Here is a 24,546-nt window from a genome sequence, read left to right as displayed (position 1 = left end):
ATGGTAATATAATGATGTTAAGTCCAATGTATGTACATGTGTGCTATCGCTATACCCATATACAAAAAAAGGGAATCTGTAGAGATTCCCTTTTTTATATCATTATCATCTAATCTTATCCATTAGATAAGGCAGCTGCACCAGAGACGATCTCCGTCAACTCGGTTGTAATCGCCGCTTGCCTTGCTTGGTTGTAAGACAATTTTAACGCTTTCAATAGCTCACCTGCATTTTCGGTTGCTTTATCCATCGCTGTCATACGCGCTCCATGCTCAGAAGCATTAGAGTCCAAAACCGCCTTATACAATTGCGTTTTGATAGCTTTTGGAATAAGCTCTTCAATGATTCTCTCCTTGGATGGCTCTATAATATAATCCGTTTCTGCTGTCACTGCCGTTTCCGGCTTATCTTGAGGCACCAACGGCAACAATTGCTCTGTCGTCAAAACTTGAACCGCCGCATTGCGAAACTCGTTATACACAACCTCTACCCTATCAATGTCTCCCGCTTTGAACGCTTGCATAGCATAATCCGTTACTTGGGATACATTTAAAAAGTTAAGGTCACTATACAGCTCATTGTAGTTACCTATCACATTAAAACCGCGTTTCTGAAAGAAATCATGCCCTCGTTTACCGATTGCAATGATGCTTAGATTACCCCGGGCATGTTGTTCCGCATATTTACCGAAAATCAAATTATTCGTGGCTTTAATTGCGTTGGCATTAAATGCACCGGCCAAACCTCTGTTGGACGTCAATACGATAACCAATACCTTTGTGGGTATACGATCTTGTGTATAGGGTGAATCATTCCCTTCAACAGAAGCAGAAACTTGTGCCAGAATATCCCTTAATTTGTTGGCATAAGGGCGTAACTGTACGATAGCGTTTGTAGCACGCTTCAATTTCGCCGCAGCCACCATTTTCATGGCTTTGGTAATCTGTTGCGTTGATGTTACCGAACTAATCCGGTTTCTTACTTCTTTTAAATTTGCCATCTAAGACTAATATTTTGCTGCTAATTCGCTAGCTACTTTTTCCAACACATCTGTTAACTCATCCGTAAATTTACCAGCTTTGAAGGCTGCCAAAACTTCTGGATGACGTTGCTCCAATTGTGTCAAATACTCTGCCTCAAACTGACGAACTTTATTTACGGGTACTGACCGAAGCAGTCCTTTTGTACCTGCATAGATGATCGCTACTTGTTTCTCTACCGAAACTGGAGAATATTGTCCCTGTTTCAAGATTTCCACGTTACGGATACCTTTATCCAATACCGCTTTTGTAGCCGCGTCCAAATCCGAACCAAATTTAGCGAAAGCTTCCAATTCACGGAATTGAGCCTGATCCAATTTCAATGTACCAGATACCTTTTTCATTGGTTTAATCTGTGCGTTACCACCTACACGTGAAACCGAAATACCTACGTTAATCGCCGGACGGATACCTGCGTTGAACAAGTTAGATTCCAAGAAGATCTGACCATCGGTAATCGAGATTACGTTTGTTGGAATATAGGCAGAAACGTCACCCGCTTGTGTTTCAATGATCGGAAGTGCCGTTAATGAACCACCACCTTTTACCAAGTGTTTGATAGATTCGGGTAAATCGTTCATGTTACGAGCGATGTCATCAGACGCGTTAATCTTCGCCGCTCTCTCCAATAGACGGGAGTGTAAGTAGAATACGTCACCAGGATAAGCCTCACGACCCGGTGGGCGACGTAATAACAACGAAACTTCACGATACGCTACTGCCTGTTTTGACAAATCATCGTATACGATTAATGCTGGACGACCAGTGTCGCGGAAAAACTCTCCGATAGCAGCACCCGCCATTGGCGCGTAGAACTGCATTGGAGCAGGATCTGCTGCAGATGCCGCAACAACAACGGTATAAGCCATTGCGCCATTTTCCTCCAACACACGTACAATGTTCGCTACTGTTGAATTTTTCTGTCCCACAGCAACATATATACAAAATACAGGCTCGCCTGCATCGTAGAACTCTTTTTGATTTAAGATGGTATCGATACACACTGCAGTCTTACCTGTCTGGCGATCACCGATAACGAGTTCCCGTTGACCACGACCAACTGGAATCATCGCATCGATAGCTTTGATACCTGTTTGCAACGGCTCCGTTACAGGCTGACGGTAGATAACACCCGGCGCTTTACGTTCGATAGGCATTTCGTAGGTCTCACCTGCGATAGGACCTTTACCATCAATAGGCTGGCCCAATGTATTGACAACACGACCCAACATACCTTCACCTACCTTAATAGATGCAATACGTTTAGTACGTTTAACCGTATCTCCTTCTTTAATTTCATCTGAAGAACCCAAAAGAACGACACCCACGTTGTCTTCTTCCAAGTTTAATACGATACCTTCTAATCCATTATCAAATTCAACCAACTCACCGGACTGAACTTTAGTTAAGCCGTATATACGAGCAATACCGTCACCAATGGTAAGTACGGTACCCACTTCCTCTAGTTCGGCTTCTGATTTAAAGCCCGACAATTGCTCTCTAAGAATTGCCGAAACTTCATCTGGTCTTACCTCTATCATTGTTATTATTATAAGGGGTTTTTGATTCTATTTTCAATTCAATACTAAGGCTTAAACGCCTTGTGCTGCAAAATGCTTTTCTAGTTTATTCAATTTACCAGCAATACTTGCATCAATCTGTCTATCACCTACACGTACCACAAAACCTCCGATTAGGGATGGATCTATGTTATTTTTAAGGATGACCTCTGCTTTGATTTCTTCTGTGATGATCTTCTGAAGATCCGCAAGATTGGCCTCGGAAAGCGCTGTAGCCGATGTAACAGATGCTTTCACAATACCTTTTGCTTCGTTATATTCACGAACAAATTCCTGTGCGATATCCAATAGAATAGCTGCACGCCCTTTGTTCACTAATATATAAAAGAAAGAAAGAATGATGGGGTTGATATTCCCCTCGAAAATCGCTGCCAGGATATGGCGTTTCTTATCACCGCTAATAATCGGATTTTTAAGAATAGCCAACAGCTCTGTATTAGACTTCAGTACCGAAACCACACCGTCGATATCCCCTTTCACGGCATCTAATTGGCCTTGTTCCTCCGCTAGATCTAGCAAAGACTTCGCGTATCTGGATGCAACTGTAAAAATTGACATATTTTTTATTTAAAATCTGAACAACCCGTTAGTTTAACTTCACATCTTTCAACAAGTCACTTACAAAAGCGTCCTGTTTAGTCTGATCTTCAAATTCTTTTGTTAAAACTTTACGGGCAATATCCAAAGATAAAGAAGAAACTTGATTTTTAACTTCGGCTAATGCCTTGTTTTTCTGCTCTTCGATTTCTCTTTTTGCTTGCTCCAAAATCTTTTTGCCGGACTCCTGTGCTTCCGTTTTCGCGTCGGCAACGATCTTATCTTTAAGTTCTTTTGCTTCTTTTAAGATATTATCCCGCTCCACACGTGCCTCTTTTAATAACTGCTCATTTTCATTGGTTAGGCGAGCCATTTCCAACTTCGCCTTTTCTGCCGAATCCAGCGCATTTTGGATATTTTCTTCTCTTTCCTTAATTGCTTTCAGTACGGGTTTCCAAGCAAATTTACCCAATAAAAATAACAGGATTAAGAAACTAACGGTGTGCCAAAAAATCAGACCAATTTCGGGAATTAATAAATCCATATTATTATGCTATGTATGACGTTTAAAGTTTTTCTTTTTAACTATTGTTTTTTGATGAATAAAAGAACCCGAAATGGCAACCCCAAGACAGGTTCTTTTAATCCTTTGGTTTCTTGAGGCTAGTATTAAGCGATCAAAGAAACAACCACTGCGAATAGAGCAACCGCCTCGATAAAGGCAGCAGCGATCAACATAGCAGTTTGGATTTTTGAAGCAGCCTCAGGCTGGCGAGCGATAGATTCCATTGCAGAACCACCGATTTTACCAATTCCCAAACCAGCTCCGATAGCAGCTAAACCTGCTCCAATTGCGGCTAATGTACCTGTCATAGTTTTAAAATATATTAGTTAAAAAATTTTTCCCTCAATCTATTATTAATGTTCGTGGTGTTCTTCGATAGCCATACCGATGAACAAAGCCGACAGAATTGTAAAGATAAACGCCTGTATAAAAGCCACTAACAATTCTATTAAGCTGATAAAGATAGTAAATATAACTGAACCTCCAGCTACTGCACTTGCATTAAAGATAAACGGCAAACACAATAAAGACAACACTAAGATGTGACCTGCCGTAATGTTCGCAAACAAACGAATCATCAACGCAAATGGCTTTGTAAATACACCGATAATTTCTACAGGAATCATCAGCGGTTTCAACCACCAAGGTACCGGCGGATTGAAAATATGCCCCCAGTAATATTTATTCCCATTAAACAAAATAATCAATAACGTAATAACAGCCAATACCATCGTCACGGCAATATTTCCGGTTACGTTGGCCGACCCAGGGAAGAATGGCACTAAGCCCAACATATTCATAAACCATATAAAAAAGAATACAGTCAATAAATAAGGCATAAAGCGCTCATATCGGTGCCCTAGGTTTGGAATAGCAATTTCATCCCGTACAAAAAGAATAATCGGCTCCATAAAGGACTGTATACCCTTTGGCGCTTTCCCTGCATTTTTCTTGTATCCTCTTGCTACCGCAAAGAACACCAGAATCAATACGATGAATCCTAAAAAGAGACTGAATACGTTTTTAGTAATGGAGAAATCCAACGGACGCTTATTCGTAGCGTGGTGCTCATCATCATACACGATATAAGCGCCATGGTCATTCGCCTGCTCCGCGGCATAGTAAATCTTACCATGGTATTTAACAAAAGCTTGGCCTTTTTTCTCGACGATTTTGGTACCATCGTCGTTCCGTGCAAAATCACTCGAACAAAAAGTTACCAAACCATTCTCTGTATATAATATAACAGGCAAGTAAATACCTACCCATTTTGATTTTCCTTCTGGATCGCCACCAAAAATAGTAAATTCATGCGAATCACCGATGTGATGGAAAATAAACGCGGTAATATCAAAACCTTTCTTCTCGTGTGCATGGTCATCCGCTGTTTCGGCATGCTGTTCCGGTGCAGATGTAGTCGTTAAAGAGGAGGCAAACGAAGAGAAAGAAGCTAGAAAAACGCACAAAATCATCAAAGTTCTGATCCTGGCTGAAGTTAAAAAGTGGCTTATTTCCATCTATACAATATTTTTAGCTATTTTATTTTGCGCCGCAAGTTACGTAACAAAACAATAACTTCAAAGCATGACATTAATAAATATATACAAAAAAAATTCAGTCCTAATAGTACCTTATTTTCGGGTTTAAAACCGTACAGAAAAACCATAAAAATGCCAAGTGATACCAGCATTTTCACCATGACACCACCCAGAATGGCATAGACGCCTAGCTCCGGATTACTATGTATGCCTAAATACGATATGGCATAGGCAAATACCGTAACCATATATAGCAATATACAGAGCGGCACGAACGTGCTATCTAAAAAACGAAGATCTGCCGATTGCTGTATAAGATAAGCGCCGCCGAAAACGAATACGCTCCCCAGCAATAGTTTCCAGGCAAACTGCCCTGTAGTTTTTAAAATATCCAATCTGTTATAAGTTTATTTTCCGTTCTTCCCCATACGCTGCACCTGCACGATCAGCTGATATAAGGAAATCAGCACAGCAAACAACGTCAGTCCTATTGTCCACCAGTTCTTTTCTACCGCATACTTTTCGTCCAACCAGCTTCCCAGCCAATAGCCTGCAAAGATAGTCGCCAACATCTGGAATGGCACACCGATCCAGGTTGCCATTTTTCTGCGATTTGATTTTTCCATTTTGGTGTAATTTGTTAAGAGGTTAGAGAGTTAAGGAGTTATAAAGTTAACTTTCTAACCTTATCTCACTTTCTAACCTCATCTAACCTTATCTCACTTTCCAACACCTTTTGCCCCAGCTTTATATCTGGGTACGAATAATCATCGCCGAGTATCATCTTGATCTCCGAAGAAGACTTCCCGTCATTTTTACGCAATACATCCAATAGTACCTCCAGTTTTGCGCTATCAATCAAATCCTCCGCTTCCACTTCATTTCCTACAAAATGAATGAGGTGTCCGTATATCGTACCGACCACCATACCACGCTTCTGCGCGATATCATCCACACACAATCCGTCCAAGAACAAATCCAATGAAATGGCTTTGGTATCTTTTTCTACGCCCTCCTCCTCTGCTTCTTTAATTTCGCTATCCTTCGTCTTTTCCTGTTGGCTAAGCGTCTGTACATGTGAAGACAGATCACCTTCCTGCGTCAATATATCGGCAATCGTGAGGCAATGTGCTAGTTGCTCTTTCTTACGTCTGAAATCTAATAATATCGAGCGTAGCTCCTGAACATATTTTTTAGTCCGTTTTTTTATTGCCCATGTTTCGATATGTTCCTGCATCGTCAGCAATACCTCTTCGTCAAGCCGAGGTAAAAACCAAGCTACCGCAGCTTTTGTGCGTTCGCAAATCTTACCATAATCCAATGCTTCCTTATCGCGCAGCATCGTATACAACAAGGTTACGAACTTATTTGCCACTTTCTCCTGCTCCTTTAATATACCGGAAAGATTGCCCAGGTATTCCAACGCCGCTTCTTTACTGTCGATATTCCGTTTTCCTAAAGATTCTATGAGTTCATCTACATTTTCGACTAATGTACCCCAGCGAAAACTTTGCAGCACAATCTGTCCCAAATAATTACGCTGGCACGTTTCCAGAATTTTGGTCACTTCTGCATTTGGTATCATCCGCTGCATAAAATCCACCACTTGTGCATCTGTACGGATGGAATGCATCGGAATTTTAGATTTTAATACCAGGCCCTCCAATCCGGTCAGTCTACTCAACGCCACGTACACCTGCCCTGCCGCAAATGAAGTTCCCGCATCAATGACAGCCTTATTAAAGGTAAGTCCTTGACTTTTATGGATAGTGATTGCCCATGCGAGCCGTAACGGGAATTGGGAAAATGTCCCCATCACCTCTTCCTCGATCTTGTCTTCGCCTTTATTATATTTATATCGGATATTCTCCCAAGTCTCCCGTCGAACCACGACATCATCCGAACCGTCGTTAAAACCGACTACCACTTGGTGGCGATCCAAATTTAGTTCCTTAACCGTTCCTATTTTCCCATTAAAGAATTTCCGATCTTCTCCACTATCATTTTTAATAAACATAACCTGCGCACCTGTTTTTAAGGGGAGCATTTCATCTGCCGGAAAAGAACCCTGTTGAAACTCATCTTTCACGACAGCCCGTACGTTATGCATTGTTCCTTTCAGCCTAGTCAGTTCTTCCTGATTAATGGCATCCGCCAATTTATTGTGTGAGGTTAAGGTAATATATTGCTCTTCTTCATCTGGAGAAAACGCGGGCTGATAGTGACCGTTCAACTTCTCCAAATCATCTGTCGAACACTCATTATTTCGGATGTTGTTTAACAGATCGATAAAATCACTGTCATTCTGCCGATAGATCTTGCTAAGCTCCAAGATAACCGGTGGATGCTCCCGCAATACTTTCGCATCAAAAAAGAACGGGCTACGATAATGATCACGCAGTACCTGCCATTCATGCTCCCGAACAACGGGCGGTAACTGATAAAGATCACCGATAAAAAGCATCTGCACACCTCCAAACGGACGCATGTCGCGACGTACCGATTTCAAAATAACATCAATCGCATCCAATGTGTCGGCACGCACCATCGAGACTTCATCAATGACCAATAGCTCCAGCTCCTGTAAAATAGCCCGTCGTTGTCGAGTAAGTTTGATGGTCGAAAATAACCGACTCTTGTTATAGATATGGCTATCTTGTTCATTCCATTGCAAAGGGTAATCTTCGATAAATGTTCCAAACGGCAACCAGAAGAGCGCATGCAGGGTTGTTCCGCCGGCATTCATTGCCGCCACCCCCGTAGGAGCCGTAATCGCCATCTTTTTATGTGAATTTTCCCGGATGTATTTTAAAAAGGTAGTTTTACCGGTACCTGCTTTACCCGTTAGGAACAAATGTTGGTTTGTTTGATTCACAAAAGAAACTGCCTGCAAAAAAGCTTCGTTTTGTTTGTCAAATTTTAACTGTGTCATTGATTTTCTTTTTTGGATTGTTAAGCATGTTACCGAATACCAAACCTAAATAATTTCATTTTTATATGCAATTTAATTTAGCATTATATAAAATGAAATGATTTTGCTCTCCTCTGCCATTGAAAACATGTTATTGAGGAAATGTAAGAAAAGTTAAGGAGCTTAAAAACATGTATTGTTTAATTTCCAGAAAACTCCTAACTTCACCGAATAAAAACGGCGCTATTTAAAACATAGCTACCAACATTATTAAAGATGCTTCGTAACCTCAGTATGACAGACGAGCGGATTAGTTTTACAATTACTAACAAATAAACAGATATGTCAGAACAATACGTTAATAAAGGCGAATTATTTAGTCAAATAGAAGAAAAATTAACAGCACAAGGGTTTACTATTGATCATATAGACCAAACCCGTCCTTGGGGAGGTTTCTTTGTTATTGCCGAGGAACAGGCACAACAGTTTGCCAACACCTATTTTGATGGATTAGACGTACAAAATCTCAAAATATCCGGCAAATTAAGTCCTAAGATCTTGGTGGTTGCTCCAGAAAAACGATTATCCTGGCAATATCACCACCGTCGTGCGGAGATATGGCGTGTTACACAGGGCGAAGTAGGCATTATCACCAGCGCTACGGATGAACAAAATGAACTAAAAAAATTAAAGGAGGGTGATGTTATCCGTCTGTCTCAAGGAGAGCGTCACCGTTTAATTGGTTTGAAAACCTACGGTGTAGTAGCTGAAATATGGCAACATACAGACGCCAACAACCCTTCTGATGAGAGCGACATCGTTCGGGTTGAAGATGATTTTGGGAGATAAGGATTAAACCCAATACCAGAAATAAAATAAACCGATCCGCTACGTAAAGCAGATCGGTTTATTATCTATACCCCCCTACTTACCGCCGAACAATGCTTTAATCGAATCAAAAAAACCAGGCTTGGCGATTGCTACCCCTAATCCAAACGCACTTTCTTTACCTATTGCCGCATATTTGTCACGCAGATCGGCGATATCCTCCACCGGCACTTCCACATTCGAAAGCGGGATATATTCAATCTCTGCCGTAGCGCCATACTTATCGATTTTTTTCTTCAAGCTATATTTAAAAAGCCTATAGTCCACATCCATTCGCCTATTTGTATAGTGATCCTGCATATCTATCGGTTTATCTGAACGGATCGTTATGGAATAACGCTCACTATCATACGAATGCCAGAAGCTCACATCTTTCAGCACATAATCCTTTAAATGATTCTTTAAAATGTTACCATCATAAAACTTCACGTATTTACGCCCGTCATTTCCCACATAATAGGGTTTATCAATAGTCGCTGTATATAGCGTTACGAAGATATTATTCACTTTATCGTCGCTTACGACAGTCAGCGAAGCATCTTTAAACACCTGGCGCTTATCATTCCCATTTTCACCTTCGACAAAATCCATGCAGCTGAAAACGAAGTTGTTGGTGTTGTCTACCACGGCTTTTTTATTGGTGGTCTTCACATAACGACGCATGCCATTTGCCCGACCGTAGCGATAGGTTGTTTTTATGGAAATGGTCCCCACCTCATCCTTCACATCCAGCGTAACCTCGTCAAAAATCGAAAAATCAGGACTTTTATAAGGTTCGCGCTGTTGCAAAACACTATTCGGCTTGATTTCCATATAGTTCAGAAAGCTGATAAACGTACGGTTTTCGAGCGTACCATATTCGTCGCGATACGTAGCATCCACAAAATAGTCTTCCTCTTTATGACGCACTTTTACAATCACATGGTTAAAATTAAATAACGACGGCAGATAATATCTCAAATAATAATCCGCGTTGTAATTGACCAGCGTAACCGATGAATCAACACCTAAATAATCCAGTACACATTTGAGCAGCACGGTTTTCGCCTTACAATCTCCTTGTTTAAATTCATACGTAACCCACGGATCTTGCGGTTTATGACCGTGCATCTCCTCTTCGTTATATATATAACGCACATGATTCTGTACAAATTCAATCGCCAACTGAATTTTAGCTTCGAGGTCATCGCCAAGTGCATCCAGTTTAGCAACCAGATCAGGGGCATATTCCAAAAGCGGCTTAGCCGTCAATGCTGTCTCGTAATAAGGCAGCACCAAACCCAGCAATTCTTCATAAGTACCCTGCGTGACGAAATCAATAAAAGGAAATAGCTCCCGATTAACATCTACCGGATTTAGATAATGCGTATAGCGTAACGAAAACGTATCTCCCGATGCGATCACACCCTCCTCTATGGGCAACAATTCTCCCTGTTCATCACGGAAAAATTGCTTCTTATAGGCAATCGGTTTAGAACGTTTATTGATAAAATCAAAGGCATAGCTTCCATACGCCCAATATACGTCCGGACTAGACCATACATATTTTATCAATTCTCTACGCAAAAAATCTTTATCGGTAAAGGTCAACACGCGGGTATCTTCCACCAAGATAATATCATAAAGGCGCACATCCTTAATATTGATATTGACTTTCTTCGAACTATTGATGACGCCGTCCAAACTTTGTCCTTCGTTATCCAAGACCTTAAACGTTGTATCCGGCAATTTATCGATCAGCACACCATCCCGGAGTATGGCAATGCGATGGAAAACCATGTGTTCGGATGGATAAAGGACAAACTCATTGACAGACGCAAACTCTAATGTACCCGGTTGTTGCACGCTATAGGCCATACAATTGTATTCCGCATTCTGTGTATCGTCTGTATATTGGATTTTACGTAGGAAATAACAATAATCCTTACCTTCATCATATTGTTGTTGGGAAAAGTCATTTTCCACAATATTAGACAACAATTCTTCTTCCGATAATGGAGTAGCCCATGCTGCCGGTGCTCCGATTTTGTATTTTTCTTCTAATTCTTGTTCCATAAGAAACGATTGGTTTTGGATAAAAATAGGAAAAACTTGTCTGAATTCACAACCAAAAAAATACCCACTAACGGGTATTGGCAACAAGAAATGGTTTCCCTAACTTTGAATAACATCCGAAAGAATTATTAACCTTTCGCAAAAGAAATGAGAAAACGATTCCTCCTGTATCTTATGGTGATCACAGCATGGTTGTCGGGCAACGCACAAACAGCACCCGGTGACACACTTGCTGTCCTTCAAATTGCACAGGAAGAAGGTCTCTCCCAATTAGGCGCCACATCGCTACAATTTGATAAAAACGGCTATTTGTGGATCGGCACACAAAATGGCCTGAACCGTTTCAACGGTCACCAAATGAAAGTCTGGCTCGCCGAGGAACAAATCAACGATTTTCCGAACGATCTTATCCGGGCGATGCATTATGAGAACGACACCCTATGGATGACCACCCATATGAATGCACTCTGTGCCTACCTTTTGGCAGAAAACAGATTTATTCATTTTTCCGATCAATTAGATTTTGAAAACACACCGTCCCTCAAACACAGCTTGGCATTATATGCCGCATCGGACAATCAATTGCTAATTGGCACGGCCGGTCATTGCTTACTTTTCAACCGGCATACATTAACCTATGAAACCTTACAGATCCCACAACTACTCGAACATGATTTCGTCACCTGTATAGAATCGATTGACGAACACCACTACCTAATAGGTACAAATGCCAGTGGTTTATATCTACTAGACCTCCGATCAAAATCCTTATATGCCACCGATTATTTAAAGGCGCTACAAAGGAGACAGATAAACGTCTTGTTTAAACAACCGAGCGGCGATATACTCATCGGGACAGATCGCGGACTATATACATTGGCACCGGATACAAAAGAACTGAAACAAGAAAGTGAGCAGGTTATACGCGGTATTTATCCTTGGGACGACAATTACCTATTGATGAGCGGTGCCCGTACAAATTTTCTCGTGACGGAAGACTGGAAATGGCAAAGATTAACGTTCGTAGATCATCGCGGAAAAGAATTGGAAGCCGTTATTTTAGCCTATGAACAAGATGCACAAGGTGGGAAATGGTTGGGTACAGAAACGCGGGGCTTATTTTATTACCATCCCTATCAAACCAAATTCAAACCGAAGCGTATCCAGGCAAGCAACGCTCCAAAAAAGGATTTTATCAGCATCTTCAATTTTTTGCGATCGGCGAACGATTTATGGATGGCAACCGAATTTGGGTTTGTAAAGCATCCGTTAAAATCCGCTGATTACAAACTTTACCGAACAGATTTTGTAGGATATACACTCGCCGAGGATGCCGAAGGCAAACTTTGGGCAGGTGGTTATGACCAAGGTCTTTTGCGCTATAACCCACAAGCCGATAAATTTGATCGTATCCCTTTACCTACTGTGGATCGTGATGTTATCCAGATAACCCCTATCTCTTCCGACACGATATGGATACACACGTTGGCCAGCGGTATTTATGCGCTCAACATCCACGATCTAAAAGCAAATCCGGTGGTTTTTTGGGAAAGGCCCATTCTAGGCTCAAGAGCCAGTTATGTAGACCGCAAAGGCAATATATGGATCGGGAGTGAGAATGGTCTCTATTGCGTCAATAGCGATAGAAACATTACGTATTACGATTCGCTATCCAACGGACGGGTGTTTGCCATTACGGAGGATCAACAGCACATCTGGGTGGGTACGGCAAAAGGACTAAATAAGCTCCACCCCGGGACCGGAAAAATCACGCACTACACGAAACAGACGGGGCTCCCGAACGATTTTATTTATGGCGTGCAGGTGGATGACAACCACAATATCTGGGTATCGACCAATTACGGTATTTCTATGCTGGATCAACGAACCGAAACATTTAAAAACTATACCGAAGATGACGGGTTGCAAAACAACGAGTTTAACGGCAAGGCGGCTTACCGTGACAGTTTAGGCAATCTTTATTTTGGCGGAATGAATGGATTTAACATCTTTCATCCAGACAGTATCCCGATCAACGTTCATACAGGGCGAACACATATTGAGAATGTGCTCCTCTTCGGAAGACCTATTGCTCAAAATATCCTCTACACGGACACACTCATTTTTTCACACGATCAGAACGTGATTACTTTTGACTATGTGAACCTAAACTATTTATGGAGCAAAAAGAACCGGTATCAATTTATGCTGGAAGGGTTCGATAAAGAATGGCGCCCCGTAACGCGCGACCGCTCCACCACGTATACCAACCTTTCTCCCGGAACCTACACCTTTAAAGTACGTGGAAGCAACAACGAGTTGTTATGGGGTGATATAGATGAAATAACGGTCATTATCCGCTCTCCCTGGTATGCTACCACCATTTTCCGAATCGGATTGGTTTTGTTTGTATTAGTACTCATCGCCGGCGGATTTTCCTACAAAACCTATCAACAACGACAAACCAATCGCCGGCTGCTCCGCATGGTCCAGGAGCGTACCGAAGAACTATCGGAGGCCAATAGAGCGCTTCACCAGTCGTTAGAATTGACACAGCATCAAAAAGAAAATATTTCTTTCCTGATGCAGGAACTCAATCATCGTGTCAAGAATAATCTGCAGCTGATCACCAGTCTTATTGACATACAAAGTTTTGAAATCAGCGACCAACGTATTCAGGATAAATTGCGCACCCTGCAGTCACGCATTTTTACCGTATCCAAAATACATGATCTCCTCAATGTACGCGATTCAGAACAAGGTGTATACATCAACACCTTTATCGATAACCTTGCACAAGATCTGATTATTTTTTCGGGGCAAAATATCGACTTCCACTCCGACATGGAGCAAGTGATACTACCATCAAATAGGTTAACGTATATCGGACTTATCATCAATGAGATGATCACCAACTCCATAAAACACGCCTTTCAGGAGCAGCAGACAAATAAAACGATCTATATTCGCCTAGATGCCCATGGAGACAACATGATCCTACGGTATCAGGACAATGGTGTCGGGTTTAACAAAGACAAAATATGGGATGCTGGTCACCAAGGAATGAACCTCATCCATTTACTCATCGCCGAACTAAAAGGTACGATTGATTTGGAGATCAACGGCGGAACCATATTCATTATCGAACTACCTACAAAATGACAAAAGCCATGGAAACCAACATATTAATACTGGAAGATGAAATCATCATTGCACGGAGCATCAAACTTCACTTGGAGACGAACGGTTACGCTGCGGCAATGGCTACGAGTCCAGAGGAAGCCATGAAGCTATTGGAGCAACAATCGTTCGATTTAGTACTCAGTGATATTAATCTCCGTCATGCAATCGATGGTATTCAGTTTGCACAGCAGTTTGTCCCGGAGCGCACACCCGTCGTATTTCTTACGGCTTACTCTGATCTTCAGACCCTAGAGAAAGCAGCGCTCGTCATGCCTTATGCTTACCTTCTCAAACCTTTCCACAAGGAACAGTTGCTGCTCACGATTAATCTTTCCATTGCACATGCCCGAAAAAAGGTACTACCGTCATCTATAGCTGCCAGTGGTAATAACGAGAAAATTTCCTTAAGTGTACGTGAAATCGAAGTTGTACAGCTCGTCGCCCAAGGAAAAACAACAACCGAAATTGCCGATCAGCTTTGTATAAGCCCCGAAACGGTTGCCACTCACCGCAAAAAAATCACGCGGAAAACGCAATGCAAAAACGTCGTCGAGCTGATTGCACTCGCCGTGGATAAAGGTTGGTTGTAACTTATTGTATTTTTTATTACTTTTGAGAAGTATCAAAGTAAAACCATTATGACAAATTTGCTCAACAACTACAAACTTTTACCTAGAAAAGTAATGATCAGTGTATTCACCGATCTCTTTAAAATCTTACCTGAACTAATTGAGGAATTAACACCACAAGGATGGGAAAAAAGTGTATATCATGCATTATTCCATCTCGACGCGAGAGAATATTTTTTTGAGAAGCTCTATTACAAGGTTATCGACCATAACTTTGAGGTACAGTTCGGAACAGACTCGCGTATCCCAAAAACAGGCGTTCTTTCGGATATTCCTTCCAAAGAAGAAATCTGGGAGGGGTTAAATACGATTGGCCCTATCGAAGTGCACTACAAGAAGGAACCCTATAGCCCTGAACTGGAACTGGCTTCTTTACTTTCGGAAACGCTCGTTTTTATATCGCGTTGCCTTTATTTTCAATCTAAGGATTCCAATCTTTGGTTAGAAGTACATCCGGAAGTTGCCAGTAATGCTGCTGCGATCGTTGCCCGTGATTTAGAAATATTTGAAGGATCCTCTTATATGCAGTTCCCAAAGATATATTGGTATAAACGGATGCTGATTCACAATGTGAAATGGCTTCCTCTTATGAAAATAATTATACGGGCGTTCCAAAAAACCGAATATTCCCTCGTATATGTTGATACGGAACTTTTACAAATTATAGATGAACACCTCCACGCGGATAATGAAGCACCCAACAAGATTCCTAACTACAAAAATAAGGAGCACTACCGACTGGGTATAACCAGTAACCCCGTTATAGATGAGGTGTTTGATAACACCGCAAGAGAATTGCCGTCAGAAGCGGTTGTGGCGTATTTCGATGTGTATGGCGATTGGCCTCCGGGCTACCCGCCCACCAAGGAAGAATATTTTGCCTTGTATAACAAATTGGAGAGCAAGGGGTAGACGGTCACGAGAAATAGAATCCAGCACAAATCGTACATTTTCAACGAATTACGTTTTATTTTGTCCGATTTGTATTATAATTTGTACCGAACTTTGATTACGGCTACCACTATTTACAGCAAAACAAATGGGATTCGTGATGACTCGATATTATATTTATCCACTATTCGCTTTTTTGTTAACCGGATGTTCGGAAAAGCTTCTCATAAATGGTTCGAAGAGATTTTATTATGAATCAGAATATGGAAGAATTAAGTTTTCCGGCAAAATCAGAGGATAAACACTGACAATAACAGTATCATAAAACTATTAATAACCTAACAATTAATCTCTATGAACAAATTCAAACTGTTAGCATGCTTATTCATGTTTGGCGCGGGAACATTAACAGCACAGGCCCAAACGGACAGTCTTCCTACTCATTTTTCACAAGAAGAACAAATTACAGACGATCCCTTCGCACAGAAATGGGAGTTAGCTGTCCACGGCGGATGGAGTTATAGAATTGCAAAACTAGGCGACCAGGTACAACCAGATTTCGTCGACTACGCCAACAAATTACGGTCAGGCTATCATGTAGGTGCGGATCTAGATTATTTCTTCAAAGAAAACATGGGTATCGGACTAAAATACGTCCGTTTCGGCTCCAAAGCTACCATTGATAATGTTACCGTAACGGATATCGCTACTGGTCAAGTCATAGGACAGGGAAGTATGAGCGACAATATTGCCATAAACTTTATTGCGCCCTCTTTCAACTATAGATATATCTTCCCTAGTCGAAAAGCAGCCTTACAGGCGCACTACGCTTTAGGGTACCTTTCCTATACCAACAACGCGAAGCTTATTAATGACGATTTGAAAATCACGGCACAAAACTTTGGTATATCGCTTGGCGCACATCTCGTCGTGCCTTTCGGTCAGCGCCTGTCTTTCACAGCAGGAGCGACACTTTTGGGCGGCAGTTTTGGTAAATTTGAGGTTAAACGTGCCGACGGCACAACACAAACCATTGAAGCCGAGAACGACAATGAACGCGAAAATGTGACCCGGATTGATCTTTCGGTGGGGTTACGGTTCAAGCTCTAGCAATGTAACCGTGTTAAATTTGAGTCATCGCCAACCTGTTTGAGGACACCTCATTTTTTTGCAAATATCCCTTTTCCAAGAACAGCAAAAACTTTCATTCCGGCTGGTAATGCAACCGAATCGTGAAAGTTTTGCTTTTTAAACCCGTTACAACCAAAAAGTTTCATTACCTTTAAAGAAACAATATAACAAATTATGAAAAGCCAGATTCTGCTAACTATGGAAAAATCGCTCCCCATTCATCTAGTTGCGAGCAAATCGGGCTTCAACAGCACCAACTATTTTGGGCGTACATTCTCAAGAAAACTGGGCTGCAGCCCAACTGTATTCCGAAAAACCAATATTAAAGCTCCTTAACAGCAATAAAAACAATCATTCTTTTAAGCCGCATGACACCTATTTACAATCACGGTATCCGTATTCCACCCCTTCAATCTAACACCGCAAACAACGGCAATCTGCCAACCCTTAATCTAAATTTTCTTACCAAAGCAGATATTACCCTTTGGGACGGCAAGCAGTATATGGCTTTCAAACAACTGGAAGGACTCCACGTAATCGAAGTCAAGGGAACATACCAAACAGATTGGCGTTTTGATCTGCTCTTACCAGACTGCTTTTGGCTGCTCTTCCAGTTTACCGGGCATTCTAAACGGGATGCCTTATCTCATACGGCTTTGTCCACCGGTGAATATAGAGGCTTTTACAGTATACGCGAGACCCACAACATACAGGTAAAGGCCGGTAAGACCTGGATGGTGCTTCTGGGCGTAAAAATCAACGATACAACAACCTTTACATCGGAATGGCCACAGCTCGTAAAACCTGCAACAATAGATCAGCCTTATTTTTCCAGTATAAACATCGGTTACCGCATCAGGCAGATCTTTGAAAAAATCCAACAAGTTGTAGATACGCCCTATTCGTTGTACAGCAAAATACACTATCACCTTTGTCAACTCCTAGATGTATATCATCAGGATCTGAATGACAAAGCCCGGTCGGCACATAAAGAAGATATCGTCATCTATAATGAAGCTATTGACTATATCACCGAGCACTATATGGACGAAGATATCAATAAAAATACTATTGCTGAAAAGCTGCAAGTCAGCTCTCGCAAGCTATATCGCGTCTTTGAAGGTAAACACACGACGATCCACAGCGCCATACAGACAATACGCTTATATAAGGGGAGGGAGATGCTGCGCGAAACGGATATGTCTGTAGACGGAATTGCCTTTCAGCTTAATTTTTCGACAGCCCATTATTTTTACAAGCAATATGTGCAACGCTTTGGCCATTCACCATCCAAGGAAAGGGAGCTCCACCGTAAAAAGAAAAAGAAAAAACACTGATGTATCTTAAAAAAACAGGAAGAGAAAATAACGTGACCGCCGTGCTTTTCTATTAGGCATCCGGGTAAACCCGAAATACACGGATAATATGCGTTTTTCCTGCTGTGACGTATAAAAATACCTTTCGGATATTTTGTTTCGCACGACCGAAAAATTAATAGACACTCGTGCAAGGCAATACAGCCTTCCCTTAAAGAGAAAAAGTAGCTCTGCAAAAAAGAATTACCCTACAGCCAAAAGAATGGGTACGCGTGTTTAGTAGAAATACACCGGTAGCGAGCAATAATACAACCGTGCAAAAAGAAAATACAACGATGTAAAACAAAAAAGCGCAGCAACACTATTGCGATACACGACTGTTTTTTCGTTTTTCCGTCGTGCTTTTTCCTTTTACATTCCGGTTTTTAGTTTTTCAGCTATTTTTAGTGTTTACGGTTTTTCATCGCTATCTTCACAAAAAAACACCCCTCTTGCATCAATAAAACAGCTTTTATATAAAAAACAAGTCTCAAACGACGCTTTTCATATGGTAAAATCGTGCCAAAAGTTTTTTGAGGTACCCCTATTTTTGGCACGATTTTACCATATCGGCGCCAAACCGATGCCGTATGTTTGTATCGTTGCAACAAGGATCAATAAATAAATGTTAAATTTTAATTTTTAAAATCATGAAAAAACCAACAAAACTATTCAGAAGCATGAACAACGAGGAGTTGATGCAGTATGCGGAACAGATTATCACGAAAATGAGAGCATCCGAAGCGGTATTCCCAGAGCCGGTGCCGGGCTTAGGTAGCATCGAAACGGCATTAATCGCCTTCCGCCTATCGGCTACAGAAGCCGCGCATCGAGACAGCCGGGCGATCCGGATCAGACGCGAAAAGAGAAACGAGCTAGAATACTTGCTCAGCGAACTCGCAAAATATGTCGACACGATTGCCAACAAGGATGCGGTTATCATCCAAACCGCTGGCTTTACACTCTCTAAAGATGCCGAATCATTTACGGGCGTCGTCCCCAAACCGAAAGGTGTGGTAGCCGAACCGCAACAGGTTGGATCCCGCCGCATTAAGATCAAGGTAGCTCGTTGGAAAGGTGCCCGCATGTATCGCTATCAATTCCGAAAAAAAGGTATCGAAACCGAATGGTCTGAACTACTCAGCTCAAAATCGACCTTTGTCATCGAGGGCTTGGAGAGGTTTCAGGAGTATGAGTTCCGCGCCAGCTACCTGGGTATTAACCCTGAACCAAACTATAGCGACATTGTAGCGAGCTACGTGGTTTAAGTCGTTCTTCGGAACAACATTTTCTAGGATTAACAATATGGACTTCTAAGGTATAGAAGTATTTAAAAAACATGCAGAAGCATTACAAACACAAGGAAAGGCGCCGTTATTTCTGATCATCACAGCAAGATTGGAATAACGGCAGCCATTTTTCAAGAATTAAATGTATATTGTAAGAAAATGAAAGAGATCGTAAAAGAACACCCCCTACGTCCCATTATACTCCAGTTTGACTTAAAAAAGAAAGCACTGGATTTTGAGGTGAGGGCACTGGCAGCTTATTATCGCATGCACGACAGGTCGTGGGAAACCAAACAAAATCTCTTACAACATAAAAATACGCTTACAGAGATCGATATAAAGACAACAGAGCTGGAGTACCGGCTAGCCCCCATCGAACTGCAACTTGATTTTTTAGAATCCGCTTTTAAGCTTGCTGACAACGTGGAACTTCCCGAGATAGCGGAACCGTTTACGATTGACATCGCAGATTTCTACGAAGAGGTGGAAAGCCATAATAAAGATCTTATCGCGCTGAACAAAGACATCACGGTGGAAATGGAATGGTTTGAGGATTGGGCAGACTATATTTATGAAAACGAAGATTGGTTTGATGAACAGGACGATGAGGGAGATAAATTGATTCATCAGGTGTTCAAGCATTATGATGAGGTGTCAGTAGATATCATCTCCTTAGACCGGGACCAACAGGAGTTTTTCGGTGTCCTTGGTCATATACGTAAACTCCAACAGGAATATTTTGATTATGGTGAAGAGGTATCTGAACAATACGCACGTGTGCATCATGAATCTGAAACTGTATATCAAAGAGCTTTACGTGTAAAGGCATACGTCGATAAGCACTTTCCCTTGGATAAGGCATAAATACGCTATTTACTTCTTAAGTTTCAATCGTGCAATTAACCGCAGTAGGTATTCCCGCCCCTTCGCCGAGCTTACCCATTTTGGCAAGCGGTTAGCTAAACTATTATTTTTGCTTTCCAATGCATTCTGCTCCCTCAATGGATCGGCAATATATGCTTCGATTAACGATAGATGCTCCAGGTTATAAGCCCAGAGCAGCCCTTGGGTAGTCTCGACTTTGTACCATACTGCAAAACCAAAGAAAGGGTCGATAGGCATATTGCGGTACACCATCCGGCTATACCTAGGCTTCCCGTTACTGTTCGCATAGACTAGCATTTTCGGTGTGTTGGCATATTTAATGGCATAGCCACAGCTGCCACAGCAAAAGCGTACCTTCTCTTCTTGCTCCATGATGGGAACGCGCAAGCTGGCTCCGATGACGAGGGCTTTTTTCTCGCAACGCGGGCAGACGACGTCGATCTGATCGGTAAAGTCGCTATTGAAATCTACTTGCCCTTCGTCCATTTATAGATACCAAATAAAGGCATATCTAAAACTGTACCTACTTGAAATCTACCAGGATTGGACATAAAGGATGCGGTGAACGCGACAGGTATCTTAGGGAATGGAGACAGTGCAAACAATATCCCTGGCGAAAAGGCCCGGGCAAAGGAGATCTCTTCTTTCTCTCCTTCATCTTTCCGTAATTTATACTGCACAATATTACCCAAATCCAATAAGGTAACCATCCCCGATAGCGATATTCCATTTGTTAAACCGAAGGAATATTCCGGACCTATCGCCGCTATGATAGGCATACCATATTCTTCGTCAATGTTATTTTTACGAATAAACCGCGCGCCAGATAAACCTGCATAGGCCGTTATCATGAATGACTTTCCTGCTATCTTTTTCGTCTTGTGACTAGCTACAGGAAGTGTATACCGAGCAATTATGTCACTGATTTCCGCCGTAGAAGATGCATTCGCAATTTCTCCAGATACAGATAAAAAGGTAGAAATTTTCTCATTTTGTTCCGATGGGCCTACTAATAAGGCATCGGAAAGCGTAAACATCGCCCTTGCGTAATTTCCCTCTTTGAGATCAAACCAAGCATCTATCCCGTTATTTAACGAATACATCAATTGCTGTTGATCGCGGTACTCTTTCCGACGTTCTTCTTGTATTTTATTCGGATCCTTTTGTTCCCCTTCGTTTCTAGGTTTTTTATTATCTATCTCTATATACTTTACTATTGCCGCCCCCGATGTAAGTAAAGATGCGGTTCTTCGCAATACATCCAGCAAAAGATCTTTTTGATACTGCCGATACCCTTCAAAGTCTGCAGTAGGCTTCTGACCGGAGAGGCTCTGCAAAGTATGTATCTGCTTCTTTACTAAATTATAATTGCGATAGATCGCCGCAACGTCTTTTTTAATAATTGGAAGTTCCCTTATTATCGCAGTATCGTTTGCATCTATTGACAGTGCAAAAAGCATGGCAGACAACTCTTCCAAGTTTTCTTCGGAATCAAAAAAATCGTAGACCCGTGCAAAATCGTTCGTATTTAAGTAGTCGATTAAATTTACAGACAACAAAAGGGCTTTACCTACAGACGATCCTCTCAACTTACCAATTAGGTTTTTATCGGCTTGTATGCTGTTATTCAATTTTTCAAACGCTTCTTCTATACTCCCTCTATCCATCAGTATATCGTAAAGTTGTAAGTATATCCAAAAAGAATAAAGCTTTTGCGATTGTACGAAGGATGAATCTCGAAAAATCCTTTCAGGCAATGTGTTTAGATCTTTTTTTAGGGCATCTTTCAAGATGACAATATCATATGTATTATTTAGTGTTTGGATAAAATGATCCGTTGCCGGAAATAAACGATACACCGTACTATCTTTAAACACAGTCGTTAAATTGTCTACAAATGCATAAACAGCCTCCATTTTAGCTCGTTTGATGATATATTCCGCCATACCTTCCAATGCTTTCTATTCGAGGTTTTGCCAGCCTTTTGCCTCCCGGACCGTTTCCGCTATTACGGTAGGGGCAGCCGGCGAATAAGCGACTGCTAAACTAAGCGGTTCTTTGATAGGAGACTCCTGGCGTGCTGTATCTACTGAGCCCCCGTCATTGTCGGTTTCTATATGATGTATTTCAGCGACTAGGGCCGCGTCATAAAGTTGCTGTTTTATCGTATTAAGCTCAACAGCATCGTCCTTGGTCTTTTCCTTGTTGGTAATTACAAAATCGCTCAGATGTTTTTGTATTTGGCTGATCTCACTTTTATTCCATACAGGCTTAGACAACAATGCTTTCAAATCTGTCAGTTTGTTAATAGGGTCTAAATCTGTTTCATTTGAACCTGCTATGATGATTGGATTTTTTTCAATGTAATCCGCTAAGATCCTTGTATCTACGCTCCAAATCTCCTGAAGTGTAACAGCTACTTCTCTTTCATTTTTCAAGGGCAAATCAGGATTTGTAGCAATAATGCTTAACGCCTGCTGAAAAAACTGATCTAAATGAGCTGCATATTTTTCGTTGTTTAGATTTTGGCGCGCATCTATCCAAAAATATCTGTCCGAATAAGCGACACTATCTGTTATCGACTTAGGCGTTTTTACGTGGTCACTAAATTGAAAATGAGGCAGCTTTTGCGATGTTTGTATGATAAATACCTTGTCCGATCCCAACTTTCTTTTGAGATTTAGAAGAGCTACATCAACCTCTTTTTTATACCGATCAAATTTATCAATGTCTTTTATATCCTTGTTACTAAAACTACCATCTGTAAAGATAAAAACACCCGTATTAACCGGCGCGTCCGAAACAGCGTTGTTAATCATAGTAAGCGTTTGCAATAAGTCGCTATACATCTCGCTCCGGTTTTTGTCTGTATGTTTTTTGAGGTCTAAAATGGCGATTTGCTGATCGCGCTCTTTTTCAAATGCATCATAAACCATCGGTGTTTTCGAGCCATCACCAAAAGGGTATAACGAGAAAGAGATTGCTTTTTCGTAGTTACTTTTAGGTTGTTCCAAGATCTTCGCGTCTATATCTAAAAGGCGGAAGAGACTCTGTTGTAAATTATTATTTCGGTCAATGCTACCTACACTTCCTGAAATATCATAGGCGACATAAAAATGGCTGACATCAGAGGTTTGTCCCCAACCTGGCACAACAAAGCCAAGAACAAGTATGATAAACAATGACCTTTTCATCATCTTCATGGTTTTTAGGTTAATATAATTTCAAAAATATACACTCTTTTATACAATATAAATACCCAATCCTAGGTATTTTTTAGATCGAACATTTGGAAACACAACAAATACTGCCTAACTTCAACCTACTAACATACAATCACTACTATTACCTGTTATGGAGACACTGGAGACACAGCTATACGGCATAGCCAAGGGTATTAAACAAGGAGATTTCAATATACCCGATATAGGCGACGTTGTACCGGCATCGTTAATGCTTCAGGAACTTGACGGAATACAGCCTATTGGTTGCAGCTATATGAACAAATGGGGTTGTGAACATCTGGGTACTTGCGTTGAAGAGATAAATGAGCTCGGCGAGGCGTACTACGACCGCTACTTCGTTCCAGAGGAGATCGTGGCTAACTTCGAAGGAATAGGACATTATCTCGCCGCAGGTGATTTCGATAAGCAATACAATTTCTTTCAACGCGTAAAGCTATATGGCGACAACGACTGCACTTGGTTTTATACAGTCTGCAAATTATTAAAGGTAAAAAACAGCACGGGGACTAACAACAAACTGGTGTTGCTTTCTTCCCCCGTTATGGGAATGGACAACTTGATTACACGCGTTAATAAGACGCTGGATCAAGACGCTTATATTCGTACCCATTATCGAAAATTCGCGACATTGACCAATCGGGAGAAAGAAATCATCTCTTTGCTTGCCAATGGAAAATCGACCAAAGAAATCGCCCAGCAACTTTTTTTATCTCCTCATACAATTTCCACACACCGCAAAAACTTGATATATAAAATCGAGTGCCATTCTTTCGCTGAATTATTGCGCTTCGCCATAGCGTTTGACTTGGTTTAATATAGAAAAA

Annotated in this window: 23 protein-coding genes; 10 read left to right on the top strand and 13 right to left on the bottom strand. The window is 41.3% G+C overall.

Annotated elements, in window-relative coordinates; translation table 11 throughout:
• Positions 1 to 115: 115 nt before the first annotated feature.
• From atpG to H8B06_RS14570, 9 genes are all read right to left on the bottom strand, one after another.
• A complete protein-coding gene (gene atpG, locus H8B06_RS14610; RefSeq protein ID WP_190994999.1) occupies positions 116 to 1,000 on the bottom strand; it encodes an ATP synthase F1 subunit gamma in 885 nt (294 codons plus the stop codon).
• A 6-nt stretch (positions 1,001 to 1,006) separates the two neighbouring features.
• Complete coding sequence (atpA, locus tag H8B06_RS14605; RefSeq protein WP_190994998.1) at positions 1,007 to 2,581, bottom strand: F0F1 ATP synthase subunit alpha; 1,575 nt, start codon at positions 2,579 to 2,581, stop codon at positions 1,007 to 1,009.
• A 51-nt stretch (positions 2,582 to 2,632) separates the two neighbouring features.
• Positions 2,633 to 3,178: a F0F1 ATP synthase subunit delta gene (locus H8B06_RS14600; RefSeq protein WP_190994997.1), complete on the bottom strand. Its 546-nt coding sequence runs from the start codon at positions 3,176 to 3,178 to the stop codon at positions 2,633 to 2,635.
• Between the two features lie 28 nt (positions 3,179 to 3,206).
• Complete coding sequence (locus tag H8B06_RS14595; protein WP_190994996.1) at positions 3,207 to 3,701, bottom strand: F0F1 ATP synthase subunit B; 495 nt, start codon at positions 3,699 to 3,701, stop codon at positions 3,207 to 3,209.
• 125 nt (positions 3,702 to 3,826) lie between these two features.
• Positions 3,827 to 4,030 carry an ATP synthase F0 subunit C gene (atpE, locus tag H8B06_RS14590; RefSeq protein WP_105727133.1) on the bottom strand — a complete coding sequence of 68 codons (204 nt, stop codon included), beginning with the start codon at positions 4,028 to 4,030 and terminating at the stop codon, positions 3,827 to 3,829.
• Between the two features lie 45 nt (positions 4,031 to 4,075).
• Positions 4,076 to 5,239 carry a F0F1 ATP synthase subunit A gene (atpB, locus tag H8B06_RS14585; RefSeq protein ID WP_190994995.1) on the bottom strand — a complete coding sequence of 388 codons (1,164 nt, stop codon included), beginning with the start codon at positions 5,237 to 5,239 and terminating at the stop codon, positions 4,076 to 4,078.
• A 17-nt stretch (positions 5,240 to 5,256) separates the two neighbouring features.
• Positions 5,257 to 5,655: a hypothetical protein gene (locus H8B06_RS14580; RefSeq protein ID WP_190994994.1), complete on the bottom strand. Its 399-nt coding sequence runs from the start codon at positions 5,653 to 5,655 to the stop codon at positions 5,257 to 5,259.
• A gap of 12 nt (positions 5,656 to 5,667) precedes the next feature.
• Complete coding sequence (locus H8B06_RS14575; RefSeq protein ID WP_190315347.1) at positions 5,668 to 5,886, bottom strand: AtpZ/AtpI family protein; 219 nt, start codon at positions 5,884 to 5,886, stop codon at positions 5,668 to 5,670.
• Positions 5,887 to 5,951: 65 nt separating this feature from the next.
• Complete coding sequence (locus H8B06_RS14570) at positions 5,952 to 8,192, bottom strand: helix-turn-helix domain-containing protein (RefSeq protein WP_190994993.1); 2,241 nt, start codon at positions 8,190 to 8,192, stop codon at positions 5,952 to 5,954.
• A 321-nt stretch (positions 8,193 to 8,513) separates the two neighbouring features.
• Between H8B06_RS14570 and H8B06_RS14565 the strand changes: the two genes are divergently transcribed.
• The gene (locus H8B06_RS14565) at positions 8,514 to 9,020 is read left to right on the top strand and encodes a cupin domain-containing protein (protein WP_130143286.1); all 507 of its coding nucleotides are present in this window, start codon (positions 8,514 to 8,516) and stop codon (positions 9,018 to 9,020) included.
• A 75-nt stretch (positions 9,021 to 9,095) separates the two neighbouring features.
• On the opposite strand, the gene H8B06_RS14560 is transcribed toward H8B06_RS14565, so the two are convergent.
• Positions 9,096 to 11,114: a hypothetical protein gene (locus tag H8B06_RS14560; RefSeq protein ID WP_190994992.1), complete on the bottom strand. Its 2,019-nt coding sequence runs from the start codon at positions 11,112 to 11,114 to the stop codon at positions 9,096 to 9,098.
• A gap of 147 nt (positions 11,115 to 11,261) precedes the next feature.
• On the opposite strand from H8B06_RS14560, the gene H8B06_RS14555 reads away from it, so the two are divergent.
• The 8 genes from H8B06_RS14555 to H8B06_RS14525 all read left to right on the top strand — a co-directional run bounded on the left by H8B06_RS14555 (position 11,262) and on the right by H8B06_RS14525 (position 20,456).
• Positions 11,262 to 14,276 (top strand): ligand-binding sensor domain-containing protein, encoded by a 3,015-nt coding sequence (locus H8B06_RS14555; RefSeq protein WP_190994991.1) that lies wholly within the window; start codon positions 11,262 to 11,264, stop codon positions 14,274 to 14,276.
• An 8-nt stretch (positions 14,277 to 14,284) separates the two neighbouring features.
• Positions 14,285 to 14,887 carry a response regulator transcription factor gene (locus H8B06_RS14550; protein WP_190994990.1) on the top strand — a complete coding sequence of 201 codons (603 nt, stop codon included), beginning with the start codon at positions 14,285 to 14,287 and terminating at the stop codon, positions 14,885 to 14,887.
• 48 nt (positions 14,888 to 14,935) lie between these two features.
• Positions 14,936 to 15,838, top strand: coding sequence for a hypothetical protein (locus H8B06_RS14545; protein WP_190994989.1), 903 nt, complete (start codon positions 14,936 to 14,938; stop codon positions 15,836 to 15,838).
• 333 nt (positions 15,839 to 16,171) lie between these two features.
• Positions 16,172 to 16,927, top strand: a complete 756-nt coding sequence (locus H8B06_RS14540) for a hypothetical protein (RefSeq protein WP_190994988.1) — start codon at positions 16,172 to 16,174, stop codon at positions 16,925 to 16,927.
• A gap of 195 nt (positions 16,928 to 17,122) precedes the next feature.
• Positions 17,123 to 17,284 carry a helix-turn-helix domain-containing protein gene (locus tag H8B06_RS20990; RefSeq protein ID WP_394370030.1) on the top strand — a complete coding sequence of 54 codons (162 nt, stop codon included), beginning with the start codon at positions 17,123 to 17,125 and terminating at the stop codon, positions 17,282 to 17,284.
• A 32-nt stretch (positions 17,285 to 17,316) separates the two neighbouring features.
• A complete protein-coding gene (locus tag H8B06_RS14535; RefSeq protein ID WP_190994987.1) occupies positions 17,317 to 18,285 on the top strand; it encodes a helix-turn-helix domain-containing protein in 969 nt (322 codons plus the stop codon).
• Between the two features lie 668 nt (positions 18,286 to 18,953).
• Positions 18,954 to 19,571 carry a hypothetical protein gene (locus H8B06_RS14530; RefSeq protein ID WP_190994986.1) on the top strand — a complete coding sequence of 206 codons (618 nt, stop codon included), beginning with the start codon at positions 18,954 to 18,956 and terminating at the stop codon, positions 19,569 to 19,571.
• Between the two features lie 180 nt (positions 19,572 to 19,751).
• Positions 19,752 to 20,456, top strand: a complete 705-nt coding sequence (locus H8B06_RS14525) for a hypothetical protein (protein ID WP_190994985.1) — start codon at positions 19,752 to 19,754, stop codon at positions 20,454 to 20,456.
• Between the two features lie 9 nt (positions 20,457 to 20,465).
• Here H8B06_RS14525 and H8B06_RS14520 read toward each other — a convergent pair whose 3' ends face one another.
• The 3 genes from H8B06_RS14520 to H8B06_RS14510 are packed head-to-tail and all read right to left on the bottom strand — an operon-like array spanning position 20,466 to position 23,674.
• A complete protein-coding gene (locus H8B06_RS14520; RefSeq protein ID WP_190994984.1) occupies positions 20,466 to 20,963 on the bottom strand; it encodes a hypothetical protein in 498 nt (165 codons plus the stop codon).
• Positions 20,945 to 22,423 (bottom strand): hypothetical protein, encoded by a 1,479-nt coding sequence (locus H8B06_RS14515; protein ID WP_190994983.1) that lies wholly within the window; start codon positions 22,421 to 22,423, stop codon positions 20,945 to 20,947. The genes H8B06_RS14520 and H8B06_RS14515 overlap by 19 nt, the downstream gene beginning before the upstream one ends.
• 15 nt (positions 22,424 to 22,438) lie before the next feature.
• Positions 22,439 to 23,674: a hypothetical protein gene (locus tag H8B06_RS14510; RefSeq protein WP_190994982.1), complete on the bottom strand. Its 1,236-nt coding sequence runs from the start codon at positions 23,672 to 23,674 to the stop codon at positions 22,439 to 22,441.
• Between the two features lie 157 nt (positions 23,675 to 23,831).
• On the opposite strand from H8B06_RS14510, the gene H8B06_RS14505 reads away from it, so the two are divergent.
• Complete coding sequence (locus tag H8B06_RS14505; protein WP_223857693.1) at positions 23,832 to 24,536, top strand: response regulator transcription factor; 705 nt, start codon at positions 23,832 to 23,834, stop codon at positions 24,534 to 24,536.
• Positions 24,537 to 24,546: the final 10 nt, after the last annotated feature.

Origin of the sequence: Sphingobacterium micropteri (assembly GCF_014692515.1) — a bacterium.
GTDB lineage: Bacteria > Bacteroidota > Bacteroidia > Sphingobacteriales > Sphingobacteriaceae > Sphingobacterium > Sphingobacterium micropteri.
Note: the sequence above shows the minus strand (reverse complement) of the source record. Positions and strands in the feature narration are given on the sequence as shown.